The sequence below is a fragment of the Paenibacillus sambharensis genome, from assembly GCF_003233845.1.
Taxonomy (GTDB): domain Bacteria; phylum Bacillota; class Bacilli; order Paenibacillales; family Paenibacillaceae; genus Paenibacillus_I; species Paenibacillus_I sambharensis.
In genome coordinates this window covers 46,683-69,780 of the sequence record NZ_QKRB01000037.1, presented here as the reverse complement: position 1 = coordinate 69,780, position 23,098 = coordinate 46,683, and the positions used below count along the sequence as shown (strand labels likewise).

The 23,098-nt window shown below is 51.1% G+C and carries 19 protein-coding genes, 1 pseudogene and 1 riboswitch; of the genes and pseudogenes, 15 read left to right on the top strand and 5 right to left on the bottom strand.

The genetic code is table 11. The features are described from left to right. The first annotated feature begins 292 nt into the window (after positions 1 to 292). From DNH61_RS06990 to DNH61_RS06965, 6 genes and pseudogenes are all read left to right on the top strand, one after another. Entirely contained in the window at positions 293 to 940 is a 648-nt protein-coding gene (locus DNH61_RS06990; RefSeq protein ID WP_111145947.1) for a hypothetical protein, read from the top strand. A 189-nt stretch (positions 941 to 1,129) separates the two neighbouring features. Continuing rightward, positions 1,130 to 3,316: an S-layer homology domain-containing protein gene (locus DNH61_RS06985; protein ID WP_111145946.1), complete on the top strand. Its 2,187-nt coding sequence runs from the start codon at positions 1,130 to 1,132 to the stop codon at positions 3,314 to 3,316. A 72-nt stretch (positions 3,317 to 3,388) separates the two neighbouring features. Further along, positions 3,389 to 4,300, top strand: a complete 912-nt coding sequence (locus tag DNH61_RS06980; protein WP_111145945.1) for a hypothetical protein — start codon at positions 3,389 to 3,391, stop codon at positions 4,298 to 4,300. Between the two features lie 30 nt (positions 4,301 to 4,330). Next, positions 4,331 to 5,140: a cytochrome c biogenesis protein CcdA gene (locus tag DNH61_RS06975; protein WP_342771378.1), complete on the top strand. Its 810-nt coding sequence runs from the start codon at positions 4,331 to 4,333 to the stop codon at positions 5,138 to 5,140. Positions 5,141 to 5,152: 12 nt separating this feature from the next. Next, complete coding sequence (locus tag DNH61_RS06970; RefSeq protein ID WP_111145944.1) at positions 5,153 to 5,728, top strand: TlpA family protein disulfide reductase; 576 nt, start codon at positions 5,153 to 5,155, stop codon at positions 5,726 to 5,728. Continuing rightward, positions 5,715 to 7,038: pseudogene (locus tag DNH61_RS06965) on the top strand (dicarboxylate/amino acid:cation symporter). Before DNH61_RS06970 ends, DNH61_RS06965 begins: the two are co-directional and overlap by 14 nt. A gap of 206 nt (positions 7,039 to 7,244) precedes the next feature. Here DNH61_RS06965 and DNH61_RS06960 read toward each other — a convergent pair. Then, positions 7,245 to 8,594: a sensor domain-containing diguanylate cyclase gene (locus DNH61_RS06960; RefSeq protein ID WP_146240959.1), complete on the bottom strand. Its 1,350-nt coding sequence runs from the start codon at positions 8,592 to 8,594 to the stop codon at positions 7,245 to 7,247. A 779-nt stretch (positions 8,595 to 9,373) separates the two neighbouring features. On the opposite strand from DNH61_RS06960, the gene DNH61_RS06950 reads away from it, so the two are divergent. Further along, entirely contained in the window at positions 9,374 to 10,738 is a 1,365-nt protein-coding gene (locus DNH61_RS06950; protein WP_111145941.1) for an MATE family efflux transporter, read from the top strand. Between the two features lie 92 nt (positions 10,739 to 10,830). On the opposite strand, the gene DNH61_RS06945 is transcribed toward DNH61_RS06950, so the two are convergent. Beyond that, positions 10,831 to 12,093 carry a hypothetical protein gene (locus tag DNH61_RS06945; RefSeq protein ID WP_111145940.1) on the bottom strand — a complete coding sequence of 421 codons (1,263 nt, stop codon included), beginning with the start codon at positions 12,091 to 12,093 and terminating at the stop codon, positions 10,831 to 10,833. 208 nt (positions 12,094 to 12,301) lie between these two features. Here DNH61_RS06945 and DNH61_RS06940 point away from each other — a divergent pair, with 208 nt between their 5' ends. From DNH61_RS06940 to DNH61_RS06925, 4 genes are all read left to right on the top strand, one after another. After that, positions 12,302 to 12,628, top strand: a complete 327-nt coding sequence (locus DNH61_RS06940) for a PadR family transcriptional regulator (RefSeq protein WP_111145939.1) — start codon at positions 12,302 to 12,304, stop codon at positions 12,626 to 12,628. A gap of 14 nt (positions 12,629 to 12,642) precedes the next feature. Next, entirely contained in the window at positions 12,643 to 12,981 is a 339-nt protein-coding gene (locus DNH61_RS06935) for a DUF1048 domain-containing protein (RefSeq protein ID WP_111145938.1), read from the top strand. A gap of 217 nt (positions 12,982 to 13,198) precedes the next feature. Then, positions 13,199 to 13,960 (top strand): ABC transporter ATP-binding protein, encoded by a 762-nt coding sequence (locus DNH61_RS06930; protein ID WP_111145937.1) that lies wholly within the window; start codon positions 13,199 to 13,201, stop codon positions 13,958 to 13,960. Further along, entirely contained in the window at positions 13,961 to 14,710 is a 750-nt protein-coding gene (locus DNH61_RS06925; RefSeq protein ID WP_111145936.1) for an ABC transporter permease, read from the top strand. It abuts the gene before it with no gap. A 107-nt stretch (positions 14,711 to 14,817) separates the two neighbouring features. Here the strand turns inward: DNH61_RS06925 and DNH61_RS06920 are convergent, their stop codons facing one another. From DNH61_RS06920 to DNH61_RS06910, 3 genes are all read right to left on the bottom strand, one after another. Then, positions 14,818 to 15,987, bottom strand: a complete 1,170-nt coding sequence (locus DNH61_RS06920) for an MFS transporter (protein ID WP_111146049.1) — start codon at positions 15,985 to 15,987, stop codon at positions 14,818 to 14,820. A gap of 64 nt (positions 15,988 to 16,051) precedes the next feature. Further along, positions 16,052 to 16,149: riboswitch (purine riboswitch) on the bottom strand. A gap of 80 nt (positions 16,150 to 16,229) precedes the next feature. After that, positions 16,230 to 16,952 (bottom strand): glycosyltransferase family 2 protein, encoded by a 723-nt coding sequence (locus tag DNH61_RS06915; RefSeq protein WP_111145935.1) that lies wholly within the window; start codon positions 16,950 to 16,952, stop codon positions 16,230 to 16,232. A 2-nt stretch (positions 16,953 to 16,954) separates the two neighbouring features. Then, on the bottom strand, positions 16,955 to 17,692 hold the full coding sequence (locus DNH61_RS06910) for a glycosyltransferase family 2 protein (RefSeq protein WP_111145934.1): 738 nt from the start codon (positions 17,690 to 17,692) through the stop codon (positions 16,955 to 16,957). 301 nt (positions 17,693 to 17,993) lie between these two features. On the opposite strand from DNH61_RS06910, the gene DNH61_RS06905 reads away from it, so the two are divergent. From DNH61_RS06905 to DNH61_RS06890, 4 genes are all read left to right on the top strand, one after another. Continuing rightward, positions 17,994 to 19,472: an NAD(P)/FAD-dependent oxidoreductase gene (locus tag DNH61_RS06905; RefSeq protein ID WP_111145933.1), complete on the top strand. Its 1,479-nt coding sequence runs from the start codon at positions 17,994 to 17,996 to the stop codon at positions 19,470 to 19,472. A 47-nt stretch (positions 19,473 to 19,519) separates the two neighbouring features. Beyond that, positions 19,520 to 20,116 carry a TetR/AcrR family transcriptional regulator gene (locus DNH61_RS06900; RefSeq protein WP_111145932.1) on the top strand — a complete coding sequence of 199 codons (597 nt, stop codon included), beginning with the start codon at positions 19,520 to 19,522 and terminating at the stop codon, positions 20,114 to 20,116. A 106-nt stretch (positions 20,117 to 20,222) separates the two neighbouring features. Then, positions 20,223 to 22,370: a winged helix-turn-helix domain-containing protein gene (locus DNH61_RS06895; RefSeq protein ID WP_111145931.1), complete on the top strand. Its 2,148-nt coding sequence runs from the start codon at positions 20,223 to 20,225 to the stop codon at positions 22,368 to 22,370. 67 nt (positions 22,371 to 22,437) lie between these two features. Continuing rightward, positions 22,438 to 23,097, top strand: a complete 660-nt coding sequence (locus DNH61_RS06890; protein WP_111145930.1) for a DUF4386 domain-containing protein — start codon at positions 22,438 to 22,440, stop codon at positions 23,095 to 23,097. Position 23,098: the final 1 nt, after the last annotated feature.

Below are 23,098 nucleotides of genomic sequence, written 5' to 3'. Positions count from 1 at the left end.
TAAATCAAGAGACGAGCCTGGGACAGAAGAGTCTGAGTTGGATATACATGAGGCACTGACTAAAGGGAATTCACAGTAAACACATCGGATAAATAAAAAAATCGTTGACAAACTACAGAAGGGCTTCTACAATGTGTGAAAAAAGAGGCTTTGACTCGGATAATAAAAAGATAAATTGACTGGTCAACCAGAGATTGAATGTGTGCGTGCATCTGCGCCCATGCTCAATCTCTTTTTTTTATCCGGCTGAGGTCCATATCCACAATAAATTGACAGGCAGAGGTGTTGAAAGATGAAACAGACAGCGCATTACCGCAAGTGGATTGCTCTACTCCTGGCGATTGTCGTGGCCGTGCCGTTCCTGCCCTCGAGCAAGCTGCTCGCATCAGGCCCCGTGCAGGGAAACAGCACACACCAACTAAAGTATTTTCAGGACCGGTTCCCGGCTTTAACGGACCCGAATCATGTATTTGAGACCGTAACCTATTATGAACTGGATTATTTGCTGAGGAATGCGCCTGCTGGAGCCAATGACAACTATGTCATTCTGTTCGGCGGATCCTGGCAGGCTGAAACCCAGGCCGCGATTCCACACATTAACGAAGTAGCCAAGGAATATGGTGTGACATCAATTAAGACGTTTGATACAAGGCTGGCGGGTCCCGACATTGCGCTTGATATTGCAAAAAACGATACGCCTTACGGGAATTATACGAGGCGTTATGTGGACCTCGGCTACCGGTATTTAAAAAATATCAACGACCATACGGCCGGTGTATTAGGCAGCCACACCTATAACTACGGCACGGCTTCGGAGCCTGACAACCAAACCGTAAATGTTGTGGACGCTCCGTTCTTGTTCATCTACAACAAAGGGAATGCAGACGCTCCGATCATTGCTTCTCTAGAAGGAGTAGCAAGTGCCGGCGGGCTTGAGTAGCTGCAGAACGGTACCGGAGCAGATGCATACAAGGACGCGCTCCGCGGAGTATTTGACACCATCTCGGAGCCGGGCACGAAGAATGCCCGCTACCGGTCGCTGACCAACCAGGAGTACATAATCGGGTCCTACAATGAATTCCGGCCTGGTCTGTTCGATCAGAATGATCCTCCGGCTGTCATAGACTCGGTGACGCTCGACGAACTGAAATATGTGCTTGCTCAGGAAGGCACGTTTGTCGTTCTGGTCGGATGTGCCTGGTGCCCGGATACGCAGGGCAAGGTTAAATACTTAAACCAGGTAGCTAATGAATACGGCGTTGATAAGGTGTACAACTGGGACTTTAAGCTGGACGGGGGAGTCGGCGGGCTGACCTCAACGACAATCGCCAATCCCCGAATACCAACCGAGAGTGGTACGGCAAACCTGCTGCACGCGAGAACCTCTGATGTGGCGCTTACCCATATTTTTACGGACTGGGTGAACGGCTATCTTCCTAACCTTGTTTCTCAGAACACCAAGCAGAACAATGGAGCAGGCCAACTGGTTGCCGGGACTCATCCGGTTACATTACAGCCAGTCAGCTCTCAGCGGATTCAAGCTCCGTATGTGTTCGTCTATGATAAGCGGAATTACAACGAGCAAGGAGTCTGGAAGCCGATTCTAGGGCATGTCGAGCTGATGGGCAATTTCAACATTACCGGCGATCCGGCAAGCAAAGGGGCCCAGCTGCGTATCAACAGTCTGCGCTCGCTCTTCTCCCGTATCGAATGGCAGCCCTCTGGATTAGTCGGTGAAGCACCGTCGCAAGCGGGGCTGAACAACGGACAAATTACGGGCATCAGCAAGAAGTCGCTGGAATACCGGTTGAAAGGACAGACGCAGTATACCGCGGTGCCGAGCAGCGGCAATGTCATTACGGGACTTGCGGCTGGCACATATGAGGTGCGATATACGCAGGCAGTACGCGGCTTTGATACGTCGGACAATGCGGCCGGTGAAGCCGCAAAGACGGTCTACGAATATGGTCCGGCGGTCGAGGTTATTGTTCCAGAAGGTCCGTATGCAGGAGGGGACAGCGGCGGCAGCAACCCTGGCAACGACAGCAGCCCCGTCCATAACCCAGGTAACAACTCAGGTACGAACAGTGGCAATAGCGGCAATGCGCAGCCGATTACAGCTCCAGAAGGGCCATCCGGCGAATCTGGGGTGACGAGGATATCATCCGAAGTGAACAGCGAGACGGGGAGAGCCGTCGCATTGGTTACACAGTCTGCGGTCCATTCGCTGCTTCATGCATTAAAGCAAGGCGGACAGCCGGCAGCCAAGTCGCGTCTTATTCTGGAGGTGGACCATCAGGGGTCGGCAGGCAGCGTTCAAGTAACCGTTCCGAGAGAAGCGTTCAATGAGCTGGCGCAGAATACGAACTTCGAGCTGAAAGTAGACGCGGGCTTCGCCAGCATCGTCCTGGACGCGGAGGCGCTGAAGGTGATTAATGCGAACCGCGATTCCGGCAGTATCAGTATTATCCTCTCAAAGTCCGAGCTTCCAGCGGAGGCGAAGGAGGTTCTTGGCGATCGCCCTGTATACGATTTGTTGGTTTATGCAGGCCAATCCAACGTTTCAACATTTGGCGGCTCTCAGGTGCTTGTAGCGTTCCCTTACTCACCAGCGCCAAACGAGAATCCGAACGCCATTATCGTCTACTACGTGACCGAAGATGGCGAGCTTGAACTCGTGAAGGGACGATTCCATGCGGCAGCAGGTTCGGTAGAGTTCAGAACAACGCACTTCTCTCAATATATTATTGGCTATAACAACATTGATTTCGCAGACGTTCCGGCAGCGGCCTGGTATGCAGACGCGGTTACGTACCTCGCTGCGCGCGGCATTACAAGCGGAACGGACGATACCCACTTCAGCCCAAGCGGTAAAGTCACAAGGGGCCAGTTCATCGTACTGCTGCTAAAAGCGTTGGATATCTCGCCTGATGCTCCAGCCGCAAGTAATTTCTCAGACGCAGGTGACACCTACTATACCGGTTATTTGGCGGCAGCGAAGCGCCTTGGCATTGCAAACGGTCTGCAAGGCAACCGTTTTGCGCCGAATCAGACGATTACACGCGAAGAATTGTTTACCTTCCTGTATCGAGCGCTGCTTGCGGCTGGAGAGCCGGTCGCTGTGAATACAGGCACGGCAGCTTCCTTGTCCGGCTTTGCCGACCAAGCTGAGGTTTCGGCCTTTGCGCGCGAAGCAATTCAGGCGCTGGTAGAGGCCGGTATCCTAGCGGGGTCGAATAACCGCCTGCTTCCGACCGGCGTGACCAGCAGAGCGGAGGCGGTTCAAGTGCTGTACAATCTGCTTACTCATTCGTAAGGAATGCTGAAATTCGAGCTCAATCCATGAAAGTAATGGAAATACCACCTACGGAAAGGACGATTAATTAATATGAAGCAAATGGCATTTTCCAAGCTGACCTTGACAGTGCTGTCTGTCGCAGCCGCTTTGGCTGCCCTCACGTACTTGGCCTATGTTTCGAAACCGGAGCCGATTTCTGCTCAGACGCTTGTATCGGAGGGAGCGGAGGCAAGCACGGAGAACGGAGCTTCCGTTCAAGCCGGTGCGGCAGCAGCCGCAGAGCAGACGGCTGAGCCGGCCGGACACCTTACCTCCTCCGCAGCAGACAGCAGCCTGGCAGTCGTTGAAGCAGCAGTAAAAGCAGAAGACGCTGCACCGTTAACTAGCGGATCGACAGACGCTGCGGCTGTTGAGCCTCCGGCCGCGGCAGAGACTGTTGGTGAGCCGGCGGCATCTGCTTCTGCTAAGGCGCAAGCATCAACACAAGCTGCTGCACAGGCCACATCGACGGCTGCACCACAAGCCTCGGCTCCGGCATCAGCCCATTCGGAGCCGCCAACACAGTCAAAGGCAAATCCTGCAACGCCAACCCCGGCTCCTGCGCCGGCGAGCACACAGCCGTCAGCACAGCGGCCTTCAAATCAGCAGGCCAGCACGGCGGCCGACTCGAAGCCCGTGGCGGCTCCTTCTTCGCCTGCGGTAAAATCAGCGCCGGCTGAACCGCCAGCCCCGGCAGAGGAAGCGGTTAAATCATCCTCAAAAGGCTTGAAGCTGCCGGCCCGTTCTTCGGTGTCCCAGCCGGTTGTCGTTGAGACTGATAAGCCAGCTGCGTCCAGCCCAAGCGCTTCATCTAGTACAAGCGCTTCATCCTCTCCTGTTCCGGTCAGCGGTACGAGCGGCGGGCAGGAGAACTCCTCTCCGTCTCCGTCCGCGTCAGCCCCTGCTTCGCCGCCTTCTGCTTCTCCGGCAGCACAAGACGAATATTGCGAGGAAGAGTGCTAAGACGAAGGAGATCACATTTGTGCCGCCTGCATGCTCATGCATGCAGGCGGCACAAGTCCCGTTCAGGGAATGAGCAGCCATTGCGTCTGCTCGTTTTTCAGTTTGCCTATCCATAACGCTGCAATTCGGAAAGGAGGGGTCAAGCTGGACTATCTATTGGCATTTGCGGCAGGGCTCTTGTCCTTTCTATCTCCTTGCATTTTGCCGCTGATCCCGGCTTATATCAGTTATATTGTTGGTTCTTCGCTGCCTGACATACAGTCACAGAGGAACCGGATCTCTGCATTTATGAAGACTGTGTATTTTGTCCTCGGTTTTTCCCTGCTGTTTGTGCTCATGGGATTGTCGTTCAGTTCGCTTAGCGCGCTGCTGACAGAGCACCTGAGATGGCTGCAACAGGCAGGAGGAGTGCTTATTATTATGTTCGGCCTGCATATGACGGGAGTCTTCAGAATGAAGTTTTTATATGCCGAGAGAAGGTTCACCACCGCCGGAGGGGTTCGTGGCTATGCGGGAGCTTTCCTGCTGGGAACGGCATTTGCGGCAGGCTGGACGCCGTGCATTGGACCGATCCTGTCTACCATCCTGATTTATGCCGGAAGCCTTGGCACGGCCGGGAAGGGGGCAGTCATGCTGTCGCTTTATTCAGCCGGGTTAGCGGTTCCGTTCCTGCTGTCTTCCTTGCTGCTCGAGCATGTCCCCCGTATCCTCAGGAAGATGTCCAGGTTTACCCCGGTAATTTCCGTGTTTAGCGGAGTGCTCGTTATACTCATGGGGATTCTGGTCTTTACCAACAGGCTGGAGAGGCTGGGCCAATACTCGGGGTTGTTCAACCTATAGGAGGAGCCGCTAATGAATAAGAACTTGGCCGTACTGCTTGCCAGCGTGCTTCTGGCGGCGGCTGCAGTTTTCGTAACCACCCGGTATGAGCTGTCCGGCGATGCTGCCGCCTCTATGGGAGCGGTAAATGTGCCGGCAGTAGCCGGTGAACATGGAGCGCTTGGGTTTACACTCAGCAGCTTGGAAGGCATACCGGTTTCACTGTCCGATTACAAGGGCAAGACTGTGCTCTTGAATTTCTGGGTGACCTGGTGCAAATGGTGCAAGCAGGAGATGCCTCACATGCAGAACGTGTATGAGACTTACAGCAGCGATGACTTCGTGGTGCTCGCCGTGAGCGTGGGGGAGGAGCGCGGTAAGGTAGCTGAGTTCATACAAGAGCATGGGTACACCTTCCCGGTTCTGCTCGACCCGGACAAGGCGGTTGCCCAAGCCTACGGTGTCAGGCCGATTCCCGTATCCGTCTTTATTGGCAGGGACGGCCGCATTGCCTATCAGAAGCTTGGCTACATGGATGAAGAAAGCATCGCCTCGCAGGTTGAGGCGCTCGCAGCACATACAGGAGGAGAAGAATATGAACAACATTGACAACAATCTGATTGATGCTTTCCAGACGAACTGGTACAGCTTCTCGATGGCCGTTATCGTTTTTATACTACTATATGTTCTCGCACGCAACCGAATCGGCTTCGGCACAAGAGTGCTGGTCGGTATGGTGCTTGGACTTGCGGCTGGCGTACTGCTGCAGAGCTTCGAGCTCGAGGCAAAAGGCATCACCACGTTCGGCAGCATCTATATCAGCCTGATCCGCATGCTCGTTATTCCGCTTGTATTCGTGCTTGTTCTGAACAGCATTTCGTCGCTCACCAACCTGGAATACTTACGAAAGATCGGCTTTAAGACCATTGCGTGGTTTCTCGGCACGACAGGCGCCGGCGCGATTATCGGTCTTGTGGCAGCAAGCCTGATGAACATAGGCAGCGGCATGCATGTTACGCTGCCGGATGAGTTCCAGGCACGGGACATTCCTGCATTCTCCGAAGTTATTCTGAGTATGGTTCCCTCCAACCCAGTTCAGGAGGCTGCCGAAGGAAAGGTTGTGCCGGTGCTCATCTTTGCCATTTTCCTTGCAGTTGCCATCATTAAAGTGGGGGCAAGGAACCCGGACAAGGTGAAGCCGGTCAGGGACCTTATCCAATCGTTGACGGAGGTTATGCATCAAGTCGTAAAATTCATCATTCGTCTGACGCCATATGGCGTATTCGCTTTGATTCCGGGCATCTCGGCTCGTTACGGATGGAGCACGCTGCAGGAATTAGGCGGCGTTATCGTAACGTCCTATGCCGCTTTGATTCTGCATTTCGTAGTCGTATTCGGCGCGTTGGTATGGTTTGTCGCCCGCGTTAATCCGCTGCGGTTCTTTAATAAAATATATCCGACCTTGGCCGTCGCCTTCACGACACGAAGCAGCTACGCGGCACTGCCGGTTAACCTCGAGGTGATTACGAAGAGGCTGCACGTCTCTCCGCGCATCGCCAGCTTCGTGGCACCGCTCGGCGCTTCGATTAACTTTAACGGCTGCGGAGGGGTGTGGTCGGCTATTGTCGCCGTATTTACCGCAAGCATCTTCGATATTACTCTGACGGCAGCTGATTACGTCCATCGGCGTTGCCGGCGTTCCCGGTCCGGCCGTTATATCGACGACGGTTGTGCTGACCGCCCTTGGCTTGCCGCTGGAGGGCATGGCCATCGTGGCCGGCGTTGAAGCGCTAATCGACATGGGCCGGACGGCTGTTAATGCTTCGGGCACCTCGGTGACCGCTTTGCTGGTTGCGAAGTCAGAGGGAGAGTTCGACCGAGAAGCATTCAATAAGAATGAAGAGGCGATTGCGGGATAGGGATTCGTACCCTCCTGGAAGAAGTCCGGAAAGAAACCAGGTGGTAGAGTAAACGCATGACACATGAGACGAGAGAGGGAGCGATGAGACGAAGGCGTGCAATGTGGAATCTATAGAATAAGGAAGACACGATCGTTTCCGTCCTGGTCGACAGAAAGCCGATCTAAGACAAGGCACCCGCTTGGGTGCCTTGTCTTTTCGATTTTTCATTTTGCGGCTGTGGCCGTCAAGAATGAATCCTTCCTAACACAATATCGATCGCGCCCGGCCTGCTTCGCCTGATATAAGGCTAGGTCCGCAGCCTCAATCAATTGTTCAAACTTGCCGCTGCCCTCAGCCTTACTCACTGCAAATCCACAGCTCGCTGTAACGAAGCCCGAAGCTCCAGGGGCCTGATGAGGGATGCTGCTGGCGCGAACTTCCTGAATAATATGTTCAGCTAATTGCTGGGCGGACTTGTAATCCCCCTTGTACAATAAGGAAAATTCTCCGCCTCCATACCGGTACGCGCTCGCGCCCTCCCTGGACGCCGTCCTGTCAAGGACACCAGCAATACGCTTGAGACAATCATCGCCCGCTAAATGTCCGTAATAATCGTTATATTTCTTAAAATGATCAACATCAATCAGGTATAAATAGAGGGAGCCGTTTCCTCCCTTCTCGTTCAGAAGCTCTTTAGCTGCCGCTTCAAAGGCTCTGCGATTTGCGATACCCGTCAGCCGATCAAGAAGAGACTGCTTCTGCAGCTCCTTATTTGCCTCTTCAAGCTTGACTGTGCGCTCGACAACCTTCTCTTCCAGCGTATTGTTCAAAGCCTGCAGCTTGACCGCCAGATTCTCGGCTGAAGCGTATGCCCGCGAATAACTCAGCCCCAGAATAAAAGAATTTGCCAGGACATACACCAGCAAGCCAAGCGGAATGTAGTATCCGGTTGTTAGCAGCTCGCGGTTATACAATATATCGTTAAGGACCGTCGCTGCCAAAAATATGGCGGCTCCGAGCGCAAGCGCTGCTCCTTCCTTCCTTCGCCAAGCGGCCAGCCCAAAAGCGACCACGCACGATATCGTTATAAGCATAATAACCAGCTGAAACCCTGCGAGAAGTCTCAAGTAGAGCCAACCAGGTCCAGCCATGCGCAGCACGCCGTAAAGAACAGACAATGCAAGCCCGGGCACAAGATTCCATTTCGAATATTCCTTTGGATACAAGGATCTGGTGAACAGGGAGAAGGAAATGAGAGCAATCGCCATGGTCGTGTACTCGATCCGTACCGTTGTATCCCAAGGGAAGTCCGGAAGCAGGACGAACAGCGAGGTTTTCCCTGTAACGAGACTCCTAAGTGATATAGAGATACAGAACAATGCAAAGTAGAGAGGGGAGAGGTTCTTGCTCCGAGCCGCAAACAATCCCAGATGATAAAGTCCAATAATGAACAGTGCACCGACAACGAACATATCCAGCGAGGCAGATCGCACAATTTCACCCTGCAAGGCGGTCATGTGTCCAAGACGGATGCTCTCCGTCAAGCCCCCGCGCGGATGCTCGTAGTTAGCCACGTGGACGACGATATCAAGCGTCTTTGACGGCTGCGGGATTCGGAACAGCCGGTCACGCTTTGTCGGAAATGATTCCTCCTTATTCCGGGCGATGCGGCCGTTCTCTCCCAGCTGCTCGCCATTAACCCAATGGAATACGATGTGGAGATGCCCCCTACATATAATCCCAAGTCCTCGTATTCTTCTCCAAGCACGACCTGAAGTCGATAAGAACCATAACCGTGTCTGACAGATTGGTCCTCATTCCATGAGCCGGGAACCTTAAGATTGCGGCTTGGCAGCCCATGAGGAACATCAGAGGGATGAATAAATTGTCCCCAAAAAAATGCCTATTCTCCATCCAACTGAATGGAATGCTCGGGGGCCTTCATGATATGCATGACACCATCCGACGCCTTGGGGCGCGGCGCCGGCTCACTAGCCATTACTGTAGGACAGAATATTGTCAGGAGTATTACCGGTACCAGGAGTCGAATAAGTAAGCTGCGCATGGGTGTAACTCCTTCCAAAAAATATGTCGAATATGTAAGTATATGTTCAGAACTATTCGACATTTAGGACTCATTTCCTCCCCCATGCCTCTAACTCTTATCCCATACAATGGAATATAGCAGGCAAGAGTAGGAAAAAAACGAAAAGAAAGGGCTGTCCCGGCTGCTGCCGCTGATGGTTTGCACATAGACAGATGAATGGATTAAAATTAACCTAAACAAATCTATCAACATAGTTGTAAATTTGTTAATGACTAATAAGTATATAACAAAGAAGGTACCTGACAAATGAATCAGAATCAGATAGGGAAGTTATCGATCTTTGCCATTACATGGCCGATTTTCATTGAGTTTGCGCTTCAGATGCTGATGCGCACGACGGGTACACTGATGCTGAGCAGGGTTTCGGATGATGCGGTCGCCTCTGTCGGCGTAGCGAACCAGATCATTATGTTTGCCATACTGACCTTTAATTTTATCGCAGTAGGGTCCGCTGTCGTTATCTCGCAATACCTTGGGGCGAAGAAGAGCACAGAGGAAATCAATAGTGTTGTCGGCTCCTCCCTTGGGATCAATATCCTGTCTGGTATTATCATGAGCCTTGGCGTGATTGTGTTCAGCGGAACGCTGCTGAGTGTTTTTGGCCTAAAGCCGGAGTTGTTTGCCATGGCCCAAGAGTTTCTGTACATTGTTGGCGGCGCGCTCATCCTGCAGGCCTTGATTACGGTTACGGTAGCGATCATCCAATCTCATGGTCAAACCAGATATACGATGGCCGTGACGCTTGGCATGAATGTAGTCAACATTGTCTGTATCTATCTGTTTGTTTTTGGCCCCTTTGGCATTCCGAAGCTTGGCGTGTTAGGCGTCGCCTTATCGACCGTCATCAGCCAGCTGCTGGCTTTGATTGCCCACTTGTTCGTCCTGCGCAGAATCGTTGGCGTAAGGGTGGGGATCGGGCATTTGACCAAATGGAAGCTTGAGCATGTGGCGAAGGTGCTGCGAATCGGGGTTCCTTCTTCAATGGTCAATATCTCTTATAACGCCAGCCAGTTTGTGACGACGGCGTTCGTGTCCTCTCTGGGAGCGCAGATGCTCACAACGAAAATCTACACCCAGAACATTATATTTATTGTCATGATCATAGGCATTGCCATGGGGAGAGGGCTGCAGATTGTTGTCGGGCATCTGATTGGAGCGGGACAGATAGAGGAAGCTTACAAGCAGACCTTCTCCACGCTAAAGGCCAGCCTGGTCATTTCATTGGCGGGCGTAGGGCTGATATGTCTTTTCCGCGTTCCGCTGCTGGATCTCTTCACCGATTCCTCGGACATCATTCGCATGGGCTCTGCACTGCTGCTGTTGGGCTTCCTGCTGGAGCCGGGAAGGAACTTCAATATCTTGTTTGAAAGGGCGTTACAGGCGGCTGGCGATGCACGGTTTCCGATGATATCCGCCCTGCTGGTCATGTGGCTGTTCAGCGTTCCTTTAACCTACTACCTGGGCATCCATTTGGGCTTTGGCTTAGTTGGGATTTGGGCGGCATTTATACTGGATGAGTGGGTGCGCGGCGCTGTTCTGTATGTGCGCTGGAAGAGCAGAGTCTGGGAGAAGAAAGCCCTGGTTAAGCAGCAAGAGGCCGTAAACAGCTAACGTTAAAAGGCCAAGTTTATCTTGGAAAGCCAATATGTAGAGTAAGGCTAGGGCCACCCGGGAAGGATGGCCTTCTTTGCTGATCACTTTAATTACCTGGCGCTGGCCTCTTGAGGCATCACCACAAAGCCTGCTGCATTCCGGGATTTCAGAATAGCAATCAGCTGGTCATAAAGTGGGGATGGGCAAGTGATCTGCATGATGACCTCAGCCTTGCGTTTCGAGATAAGCTTCACTTTGCTCCTGTGCTTCAGTGCCAATTCGATGCCCAGCCCCAGAATGAAGCCGCCTCCCAAGCCAATCAGCCCCCAGATGATCGGTCCCCAGTACATCACGAAGCCATAGATTGCTCCCAACACCGCTAAGAGGGTTGCACTTACCATTGCTCCGTCCAAAATGCTTCGGCCGTCGACTCGATGAATTGAGTCCAAGATATGAGTTTTGGAATCGAGGTTCTCAACAGGCAGCGCTACGACATTACAAGGCGGCACGCCCAACAGCTCAATCTCATGGATCACGATCTCCACAAAGGGGGAGTGATCGAAGGTGGCAAGTATTTGTTTAGTACCGTTATCAGCCTCATTCCGATGTCCCAAGTTCTCCGCCCTCACTCTAAGGAAACGAATTTGTTCAATATCAAATAGGGTATTGTTTTCGGTTACTGATACATATGCCTGATAGACCGCAAAGCCGTACATGGAAGGGAGGAAGAGAAACCACTGCCAGTCAACGATCTCATGAACAAGGTGAAAATTCCCAAGGAACGAGTGGAGAAGGGAACGGACCGCCACGGCCTTATAGCAGATTGTAATCCACCAGGCTAGGATGAAGGTGCCGACAACCGTACTCCCTCCGTATAATTGCCCCAATCCGGGTGAGAAAACTGACCAGATCATACCGACCCATGGATTTTTTTTGTCCAGAATCACGATATCAAAGAAGTTGACAGCAGAAGGTGCGATGGGTGCATCTTCGACCTCGGATAGGATGTGGCTCTTCTTGATTTCCACAGCGCAGCGGTAACTATCCCATACGCAGTATACATATACGGCTATGTATAACAGAGCCCAATCCTGATTAATGACAGATGCCGCTTCCATATACCTGCCTTGAAAGGACAAGGCGATGGAGAGATTAAGGTTCGACATGTTATTCACAACAAGCTCCCACACGATCAGGATAAAACCGTGCAGGTACTTGCCGACGAACATGTGCCCAAAGCCCGGAAAACAGAGTGACCAGAGGGCACAGACCCAAGGGATGCGGGGATATACGGAATTGACCCCGAATACGGAAATCTGTCCTTTCGGATAACGGGGTCTTATATCAGCAGACAGGAATTTCCGATGCGGCATCTTCATCTACTCCCACTTTGGTGTCTGCATATAGGGTGTCCTGTTAATGTATGTTAAATTCGGCTTAATGTAATAATTTGCCGACCTGCACGCATATATTGCTCTTGACAAGGAAAGCTATTCCGTATTACTATATACCTGTAGTCGTTAATACTGAATACCGTTGATACAGAGTACTAAACAATACTGGAGTAAGCGAGGGATAAGCTTGGAGAATATTACCGAGATGCTGAAAGGGGTGCTTGAGGGCTGTGTGCTTGAGATCATCAGCCGCGGCGAGACGTACGGTTATGAAATCACGCATCAGCTGCGGGAGCTTGGCTTCACGGATGTGGTTGAAGGGACAGTCTATACGATTACCATGCGGCTTGAGAAGAACAATTGGGTTGATATCGAGAGGAAGCCATCCACTATGGGACCGCCGAGGAAGTTTTATACCCTCAACGCAGCGGGTCAAGAAGAGCTTAAAGCTTTTTGGAGAAAATGGGACTTTGTCTCAAGCAAAATTAACGAACTCAAAGCCAAACAAAGGTAAGGGAGCGAAGCAATATGAATTTTATTGAGAAAATTATCGGAAGTTTGGATGACAAGCGGGAATGGAAGGCGATGGAGGCGCGTGCCAAGTCACTTCCAAGTGAGTACCGCAATGCTTACAACACTATAAAAGAATATATTTATGCCACTGGCGGCGTTACGGACTGGAAGGACATCAGCCGGATCTTTAACGGAATTCTGGACCTCTTCGAGGAGGGTGCAGCGAATGGCAAGAAAGTCACAGACCTCATTGGCGAGGATGCGGCCAGTTTCTGTGATGAGCTGGTGAAGGATGCGAAGACTTGGAAGGATAAACAGCGCAAGAAGTTAAATGATCAGATAGGTCACAACTAATGCGAATTCTTAACTGAATAGCGAATTAAAAAAAGATCACTACTATTTCCGCCTGAATAGCTGGTTGCCAATGTAAATCAGACCATAACTATTCAGTTTATTTTTACCCAAGTAGTAAGTGATACAGAATATCAGTAAGGCTAAGTAGGCAGAGGGCAATGCTCTCTGCTCCTGGTATCGCAGGCGGCCTTGCTGCACGTTTAAGGAGGAAATAAGCATGACTAATGAAGTGATTTCTGTAAAAGGGTTGAGAAAATCCTTTAAAGACAAGGATGTCTTAAAGGGAGTGGATTTTGAGGTGCGGCGCGGAGAAATCTTCGCCCTTCTGGGCTCGAATGGAGCGGGCAAGACAACGACGGTCAACATTCTCTCGACACTAATGAAGCCAGATGGCGGCGAAGCGTGTATTTGCGGCTTTGACGTTCAACGGCAGCCGGATGATGTGCGGCAGAGCATAAGCTTAACAGGGCAGTTTGCAGCTTTAGACGGAATGCTGACCGGGCGGGAAAACCTGATGTTAATTGCCAAGCTGCGGGGAGCTGCCAATCCTGCTCAGGTCGCCGACAACCTGCTTGCGAGATTCAGCTTGAAGGATGCGGCTAACCGCCGTGCGGACCAATATTCTGGCGGGATGAAGCGCAGGCTGGACATCGCAATGAGCCTGATCGGAAAGCCGGCCGTCATCTTTCTCGACGAACCAACTACAGGGCTTGATCCCGAAGCGCGGATTGAGGTCTGGGCTGCGGTCAAGGAGCTTGCAGACGGAGGTACGACCATCTTGTTGACGACCCAGTACCTGGAGGAAGCCGAACAATTGGCGGGCCGTATCGCCATCCTGCATGAAGGGAAAATCATCACGACGGGTACTCTTGCCGAGCTCAAGAGGATGTTCCCGCCCGCAGAAGTGGAATATATCGAGAAGCAGCCGACATTGGAGGAAATATTCCTTGCCATCATCGGCAAAAAGGGGGAGATGTAAGTGAAAGGTAAAACAGGGGTCTTATTAGGCCGTTTAATGCGGAATATTATGCGCAGTCCAGATACGATTATCACGGTGGCGATCACGCCGATTATGATGATGCTGCTGTTTGTCTATGTATTTGGCGGCGCTATTGAGACTGGCACGGATAACTATGTCAATTATCTGCTGCCGGGGATACTGCTGATCACGATCGCATCCGGCGTTGCTTATACTTCCTTGCGGCTCTTCACGGATGTAAAAGGCGGGCTGATGGCACGTTTCACTACGATGCCCATTAAGCGTTCGTCCGTATTATGGGCTCATGTATGGACCTCGCTTGTCTCCAATGCGCTTACTGTCTTGGTGGTGATCCTGGTCGCGCTCTTGATGGGCTTCCGTTCCAACGCTGGTATTCTGGATTGGCTAGCGGTAATCGGGATACTCACGCTGTTTACGCTCGCGCTGACATGGCTGGCGGTCATCCCGGGATTGACAGCAGGGTCTATGGAAGGTGCGACCGCATACTCGTATCCCCTCATTTTCCTGCCGTTTATCAGCTCAGCTTTTGTCCCTACGGAAACGATGCCCGCCATTGTTCGCGCGTTCGCTGAGAACCAGCCCGTGACTTCAATCGTGAACTCGATTCGTGCCCTCTTGTATGATGGGGCGGTAGGCAGCGGGATTTGGATCGCGCTTGCCTGGTGCGTCGGCTTGATGCTTATCGCTTACTTTATCGCGAACAAAGTATTTAAACGCCAGTTAGGATAGTATGCCCTAGCGGGACTTATTATGGACAAAAGAGCGGTGGAGGCACGATACCTCCATCGCTTTCTTTATTTGGATAACGCTATCCCCAGCATGAGATTCTGAACAGCCTAAGTCACCTTCATATTTCCTCTTACGCTCGTTTCCCTTGTTAAAGAAAAGACGGCGAATCCCAAGGAGAGGATGACAAGGACGCCGCCGAACCAAGCTGTATGGGAGACCGTTCCGGTTTGGCTTAACACGATGCCGCCAAATGCTGACCCAAGAGAAATACCGATTTGTAACGCAGAGTTATTAAAGCTTTGCTGAATATCTGATGTAACAGGATCTGCTTGGATCAGGTAGCTTTGCAGCGGTGGAGCCAGACTCCAGCTTAGGGCTGCCCAGATCATCATGACCGGTATGAATACAATAAGTGAAAAAGTAGTGAATGGTATGGCGAACAGTACAACGGCAAATAAAGTGATGACGGCAATAATGCTTTTGTGAGTTCCAATCGAATCTGAAAGGATGCCACCGAATGCTCCGCCGCTAACCGCTGCGATTCCAAATAATAGATAACATATGCTGATCCAATTGGGGTTCAGATGAAGCTCCGTTTCCAGGAATGGCGTGAAGTACGCATAAAGCGTATAGTGTCCTGCCAGCATAAACATGGTTGCCAGATGTGCGCTGCCTAGTTTAAAGCTGCTAACGGCCTTTATCTGCTGCGAAAGCGGAATCGTGGTTTCCCCGGGAATCCTCTCCAAAAAGATGGAAATAAGCACAAAAGAACCTATCGATAAAATAGCGATCCCGAGAAAAATAACGCGCCAGCCAAATTGCTCGGAAATCAGAATACCCAGCGGCACTCCCATGACAAGCGACGAACTAATGCCCATATAAATGAGACCCAGCGCTTTTGCCCGGTGTGCTGGCGACACAACTTTTGCAGCTATGGTCAAGGACAGGACAACGATCAGTGCTGTACTCATGGCGGTTACAACCCTTGCAGCCATCATAAAGGTAAAATTCGGACTGAAATAGGTCATGATATTCCCAATGAAGAAAACAGCCAAGGATAGGAGATATAGCTTTTTCCGCTCCATTTTGCTAGTCATCACTAGCAACACAGGACCGGAAACCGCATAAATAAGTGCGAAGACCGTGATGAGCTGCCCTGCAGAGCTTAATGAGATATTCAGATCATTGGCGACGGTTGGAAGGATTCCGCCAATGATTAATTCAACCAGTCCAACGGCTACAGTTGATAAGGCGAGTATAAAAACTTTGACATTCATATCTGCTTTACGTCCTTTCTTATGAAAAACTGCGTTGATAAAATAAATAATCCTGACTACAAAAAATGAACGAATCATTTTCTGTAATCAGGATTTTATGGTTCCTGGTAGAGACCCTCAGCCATATTCTGAGGTTATACAGGTCGTATTATTTTATAAGCGCACTTTGAACAGTTTACTCGCTATCCTCTGAATTATCAAGTGGGAGGGGATAACTGCCACTGAAGTAATCGGTGCGTGGGCTACCAGAGGGTGCGAATGACATGTTTTAGGATATCTTCTGCCTTTACCACCTTTACCTTCCCTTGCCGCAGCCTGCGGTCGCTGACGATCCAGGTGTGGTCACTGGAATTTGTCCGCCGATGGGCGAGGAAATTAAACCGGCTTCCCGAATAGATCTTGAAGCCTTTAGCCCTGCAGGCCGTACAGAAGGCGACGCATTCGCCGTTATTCCTGTTCGGAAAACGGACTTTATTCAACACGCTTCGTCTGATGAGAAGGGTTGCCCCCTGAACGAGGGGAGCATAGCAGTTCTCCTTGTTATAGTAACGCAGCAGGAGGGTCTTACTGCCGTGCAAATACATATAGTGGGCCCGTTTTCCAACGATATCAGCGTTGGTGCGCTGCATGGCCTGAACACTTTCGGTAAGATAATGAGACGCATAATAATCATCATCATCGAACTTGGCGATGAGAGGATAGTTGGCTAAGGACGCACCATAATTGAGGCAGCTGCCGAGAGACAGGTGTTCGGGAACCTGGTAGATTCTTGTGTTGGGTATATGCCTAGCTGACTGAAAATAGTTATGCAGCGCAGCAGTGTCCTTATTCAAGATGACAATGAGTTCCTTATTTTTATACGTTTGCCGATTGTAATTCTCGAACAGGGCATGCATGAACTGCGGCCGGTTGGTAGCAGTGATAATGGAGACCCCAGCGTGTGTATTCATTGCAGAGGAGTGCATGATTACATCTTACCCTGTGGAGGCTTCTGTACGAACTTCCGAAAGCTGCGTACACCAGGAATTATCTTATGGTGGGAGATAAGTTCGCGATCGCTGATAATCCAGGTGTGGTTGGCGGAATTCTTCCTGCGTATGGCTGCAAAATTATATCTGCTGCCGGAGTATACCTTATATCCCGCCCTTCTGCTGCGAAGACAGAACAGATCGTCTTCCCCGACGTTCCGGTTAGGGAATCGGACTTTGTTAAATACGCTGCGCTTAAAGACGAGTGTGGCACCGGGAAGCAGTTTCGTCTGGCGGTTCTCATACTGTTGAAAACGCAGAAGCAGCTTCTTGGAACCGCGCAGATACATATAGTGGGCCTTCTTACCGAGGACATCAGCCTTCGCTCGTTTGAGTGTTTCCAGGCTTTCAGTCAAGTAGTAAGGTGCATAATAGTCATCGTCATCAAATTTAGCGATACAGCTGTAATTAGCTTTGTCCACCGCATAGTTTAAGCAGGCACCAAGAGTGTATCTCTCGGGCAGCTGATATATCCGTATATTCTGAATTCCAGCTGTCAGCTTTCGGTAGGGAGCAAGGGGGATACTGTTACAGTTAATGATAATAATCAGTTCCTTCTTCGGATGGCGCTGACGCTTGTAGTTGTTGATAAGATTCCTCATGTAACCTCGCCGATTCGTACAAGTAATAATTGAAACACCTTGGCTCTTGATCGAACCATCATGGTACTGAGCCATGTTTTCCCCCCTTATCGCAGTAAATCATTTTGTCCAAACCATTGTATGTACGAGAACAATAGAGGAAACGGCATCCGTACAACTTAACAATAAGGGGTCATGTGCAGCCTTCAATGAAATGAGAGTGTCGCATCAGGCGCCTTTTGCTTTGTACAAGTTATCTTGAAAATTTAGAAATATCTGGTTGACAACTAGCGGGTTACGCCATAAACTACTGTTGAATGAATCGTTCAATCAAAAAAACCGGTTATTCCCAAGTCATGATGAAATGAATCACCAAACATTGGAGAGGGGTATTTCCATGACAAACAGTAACTCGAAGGGTAAGGCTATTCTCATCGGCGGGGGCATGGCAGGACTGCTGGCAGCGCGTGTATTATCGGATCATTACGATGAAGTGGTAGTTATCGAGAAGGATGAATTTCCTGCAGGGCCTGACCTCCGGCCAGGAACTCCGCAGGCATTCCATCCGCATCGTTTTATGCCTCGCGGGAAAGCGGTCACTGAACGCCTATTTCCGGGATTTGAGCAGGATTTGGCGGCGCAGGGCTGCCCCTCAACACTGGGCAAAACGATGCATTTCAAGAACCAATACGGGACCATGGAAATGAATAATGACCAGAATGACAGGAAATTCAGCCGGGCTCTATTGGAGTGGGTCATACGCCAGCGCGTGGTTTCAATTCCCAACGTGCGTTTCCTGCCTAGGCACGATGTCACCGGGTTGTTAACAACTCCCGACCGCTCGGCTGTGGTGGGCGTGAAGGTTAGAGAGCGCAGTCCATCCAAGCTGGAAAAAGCCCTTACTGCAGATCTCGTTATCGATACAAGCGGTCGGTTCTCGAAGCTCTCGGATTGGCTTACAGATTTGGGGTACGAGGTGCCGAAACCTGATTTGTTGAAGGTGTCGCTTGGATACAGCACCCGCAGATACAGAGTGCCCCCCCATTTGACACACCTGATCGATAAATGGGATGTCATAAACCTGCAGGGTCAGCCTGAAGGCGGCACGTACACCTGTGTGTTTTCCTTTATTGAGAACGGGATTGCCGAAGTGCTTCTTTATCGTCCGGGCGGCAATTACCCTCCGACAGTTGCAGATGAATTTGAGCTGGCCTTAAAGCAGCTTCCGAGTCCGATCATATCGGAAATGGTGCGCGATCTTGAACCGACCGCCCTGCCAAGAAGCTACCGGGTTCCAGAGTTATACTGCCATCGTTATGAACAGATGTCCCGCTGGCCTGCAGGATTGCTTGTTCTGGGAGATGCTTACTGCATTTATGATCCGATTTTCGGCCAAGGGATGTCCGTTGTCACGCTCACTGCTGAGATTCTGGAGGCTTGTCTATTAGAGCGCCGGGAACATCACCGATCTGGCTGGGAACAAGACGCACTTCGAAGAGTGAAGGAAGTCATCGAGCCGGCCTTCTGGCTGAACTGTACAGCTGATCTAAGGTGGAGCGGCGTCGAATATGAAGGCTCGGATTCGAGCACGAAGAGCGCATTCAGCAGGGAGTATATGGAGTTGTTTCTCCAACATGCCATGAGGACGTCCGATTTGCAGCTTTACGGGCTTTATTGGGCAGTCAATTCGCTAATGGTTTCTCCCCGCCATCTATTTAACCCCGAGATGGCTGTGCAGGTTTTATCTGCTTCGGAAGAAGGCAGGCGTCTGCTCTCGACACTTGCAGGGGAGAATGGCGAGTCTATTGAAACCATGCTTGAGGAGCGGTTTCCTCAATTTTCAGAAGCGCCGTATGGGCATTCATACAGTGGTTAAATCTGGTACACTTATCGATAACGACATGGGGAAAGGAGCTCTCGACATTGACACCATTAAACGATGAACAGCTGCATCAAATTCGCGACGAACGGAGAGAGCAGATCAAGGCGGCGGCCGCTCAGGTTTTTGCCCGGAAAGGAATTCTTTGTGCAAAGATGAGCATGATCGCGGAAACGGCGGGCATCAGCAGCGGACTGCTGTACCATTATTTCAAGTCAAAAGACGAGTTGTTCATGTCACTCGTTCAAGAGGCGCTGGATGGTTCGGTAGCCGCGGTTCGAGGCGTTTATGAGCTGCCGGGCACACCAATTGAAAAGATCAGGGCGATGACAGAGGTCATCCTTGACGAGAGCGGCGCTCCATACTTTCTGCTGGTCCACCAAGCGCGTACGTCCGACGGTGTGCCGGAGCCGGTTAAGCGGCTTCTGCTGCAGTATTCGATGGACCACTATATTGAGCTGCTGCTTCCATTATTCGAAGCTGGACAGCGTGCCGGAGAAATCGTTGCAGGGGACTCCAGAGAACTAATCTCCAGTTACCTGTCGGTCCTTTCGGGGATCATGGTCGTCAGCTCGTACGGGATGAAGGACTATTGCATTCCGAAGGTTGATAGGCTGCTGCGGGTAATTTCCTCTCATTAACTCAGATTCAGGGGGGTGATACTTTGCATGGGCATGTACCGGATTACCGTGCATATAAGCCCGTTTTCTTTTGATAATGGATAACCTGTGTTGATATAATTGATATATGCCAAATCCAATAATCGCCACCAAATTTTATATCCCGGCGCCTGGGCCGAGAACGGTTATTCGCCGAAGGTTAACTGAAAGACTGAGCAAGGGATTGCATCGCAGGTTGTCCCTTATCTCCGCACCGGCGGGCTACGGGAAAACGACTCTGGTCAGTGAATGGCTAACAGACTGCGGCCGGCCGGCGGTATGGCTATCACTTGAACCAGGGGACAACGACTTTACGCGCTTTATAACGTACATGATCTTCGCTCTTCAGACTATAACGGATCATATAGGTGAAGGAGTACTTGCTGTCCTTCAATCTCCACAACCAGAACCGGCAGAGTCCATTCTGACCGCTCTTCTTAATGAACTCCAGAATATTCCGGACCCCTTCATCCTTGTACTGGACGACTACCACGAGGCGAGTTCTGAAGGGATCGACAACGCCCTGTCTTTCCTGATAGACCATCTTCCGAAGCAGATGCACCTTGTCCTAACAACCCGTGAAGACCCCTCTCTCTCCCTGCCGCGCTTACGGGCCCGCGATCAGTTAACCGAGCTGCGCGCAGCGGATTTGAGATTTACGCTTAACGAAGCTGAGGTTTTCTTTAACCATGTAATGGATCTTGACCTCTCCACAGAACACATAGCCGGGTTTCAGTCACGCATCGAAGGATGGGCTGCGGGTCTGCGCCTTGCTGCGATCTCGATAGAGGAAGATCATGATGCTGACCGGCTTCTTCAGTCATACTCGGGCAATCATCTGTACGTGCTGGATTATCTGGCAGAGGAAATTTTGCAGCGGCAGCCCATGGCTGTACAGGATTTTCTGCTGCAAACGTCACTCCTTGATCGCATGTGCGGTTCGTTGTGCGATGACCTTATGCTCAATTCTGAGGTTTCGGGCAAGGAGATGCTGCTGGACCTTACTCGTAAGAACTTGTTTATCATTCCCTTGGATACAGAACGCCGCTGGTATCGTTACCACCAATTGTTCGCGGATATTCTTCGCAGGCTGCTGCAGGAGCATGCGGACAGGAGCAGGATCAGAGATTTACATACACGAGCAAGCATATGGTACGAAGGCAATGGTTATGAGATTGAGGCGCTTCATCATGCTGTGGAAGCAGGGGATATAGCGCGAAGCTCGCTTCTCCTCCAGGGGAATGGGATGCCTCTTCATCTGCGTGGGGCTTCAAGAATTGCGCTTAAATGGCTGGAGTCGCTGCCTGCTGAGGAGCTGGATGCCAGGCCGGAGTTAGGGGTGTTTTATGGTTCTGCTCTGTTGATTACCGGTAGACCGACGGAGGTCGAGCAGAAGCTCAGAGCGGCAGAAGCGGTCTTGGATGGCAGGGTGCTGGACGCTGGGATTACGGACCTGATTGGGTTAATCGCAGCTACCCGTGCGGCAGTGGCATCCTTACTGTTGACGGGTAATCGCGCGGTTGCGGACTCCAATCTTCACGCAGCCGAGGCAGCCATGCAAGCCTCGGAGCTCGAAGACAAGACGGATGAGCTTATTGGCTTGATTATGCCTGCCAGCAATGCCGCGGGAAGGGGAACAGGCGGAATAGACGAAGTTATTGCTCAATCACGCCGTGCGCTTGCCTGCCTGCGGCCGGATAACCTGCCTGTTCGCACCGCATCGGCTTGGATGCTGGGTGTGGCTTGCCAGCAGCAGGGAAATTATACGGAGGCATATGAAGCCTACCACGAAGTCATTATGAATTGCGGCAAGATAGGTCATCAATTGATGGCTGTTATGGCCTTTATCGGCCTTGCTCAAATGAGGGCGGCGGAAGGGCGGCCGGACCTGGCGGCAGAGCATTATCAAGAGGCTCTGAAGCTTGCCGGCGCTCTGCCGCACCCTGCTGTAGCTGAAGCCCAATCGGGCTTGGAGCAGATGCGCCGCATCCTTGAGAATGGGAGAATGAAGGGCAGCGGGACCGAGCCTCTTAGCGAACGCGAGACTGAAGTGCTTGAGCTCATAGCCAAGGGACTGTCCAATCAGGAAATTGCCGAGAAGCTCTATATAGCTTTGGATACGGTGAAGGGGCACAATCGCAGAATCTTCGAAAAGCTGCACGTGCAGCGACGTACGGAGGCGATAGCCCGAGCCCGGGAATTAAACTTGTTAACGAACAGCCCCAAACCACACTAAAGTGTCTACTGGCGTGCTCCTCTTCCAGCTATACTGCAGTTAAACGAGCGAAGAGAGGGGCAAGGACATGAGAAGAGCAGAAATAGCTGTGGGGGTTTTATTTTTATTGTCAACGGGTTCATTCTTAATTGGAAGCGGAATGCTGAATCCTATATTGCACGGGGCTGATTTACTCCGCCATGTGGAATCCAATCGAACAAGTGTAATTACTGGGCTGCTGTTGGAGTTGATTAATGCCATTGCGGTTGTAGGAATTGCCATGCTGCTGCAGCCTATACTGAAGAAGCACCATGAATCATTTGCATGGGGTTACTTTGCTTCACGGGTCATGGAGTCTGTATTGCTCATTGTGAGTTTAATCGGTCCGTTGATTCTCCTGGTGCTAAGCAAGCAGTCTATACCCATGGGAACCAGCAGCGGTGAATTCTTGAAGGCTGCAGGAAGTTTAGCAGTGGAAGCTCATTTTTTGTTATTTGACATGGCCATGATCGTGCTGAGTATAGGCAGCTTATTGTTTTGTTACATCCTCTATCGTTCCAGACTGGTTCCGCGATTGTTATCCATCGTTGGTTTCATCGGATATGTGGGGCTGCTGGCGAGCAGTTCCTTGTCCATTATCGGACTGAATACGGGGAGTCTCCTGTATATCCCTGGAGCGGTCTTTGAAATTGTCTTGCCGGTTTGGCTCATAGCAAAGGGATTTAATCTGCGGACGAAGGGAGCCTGAT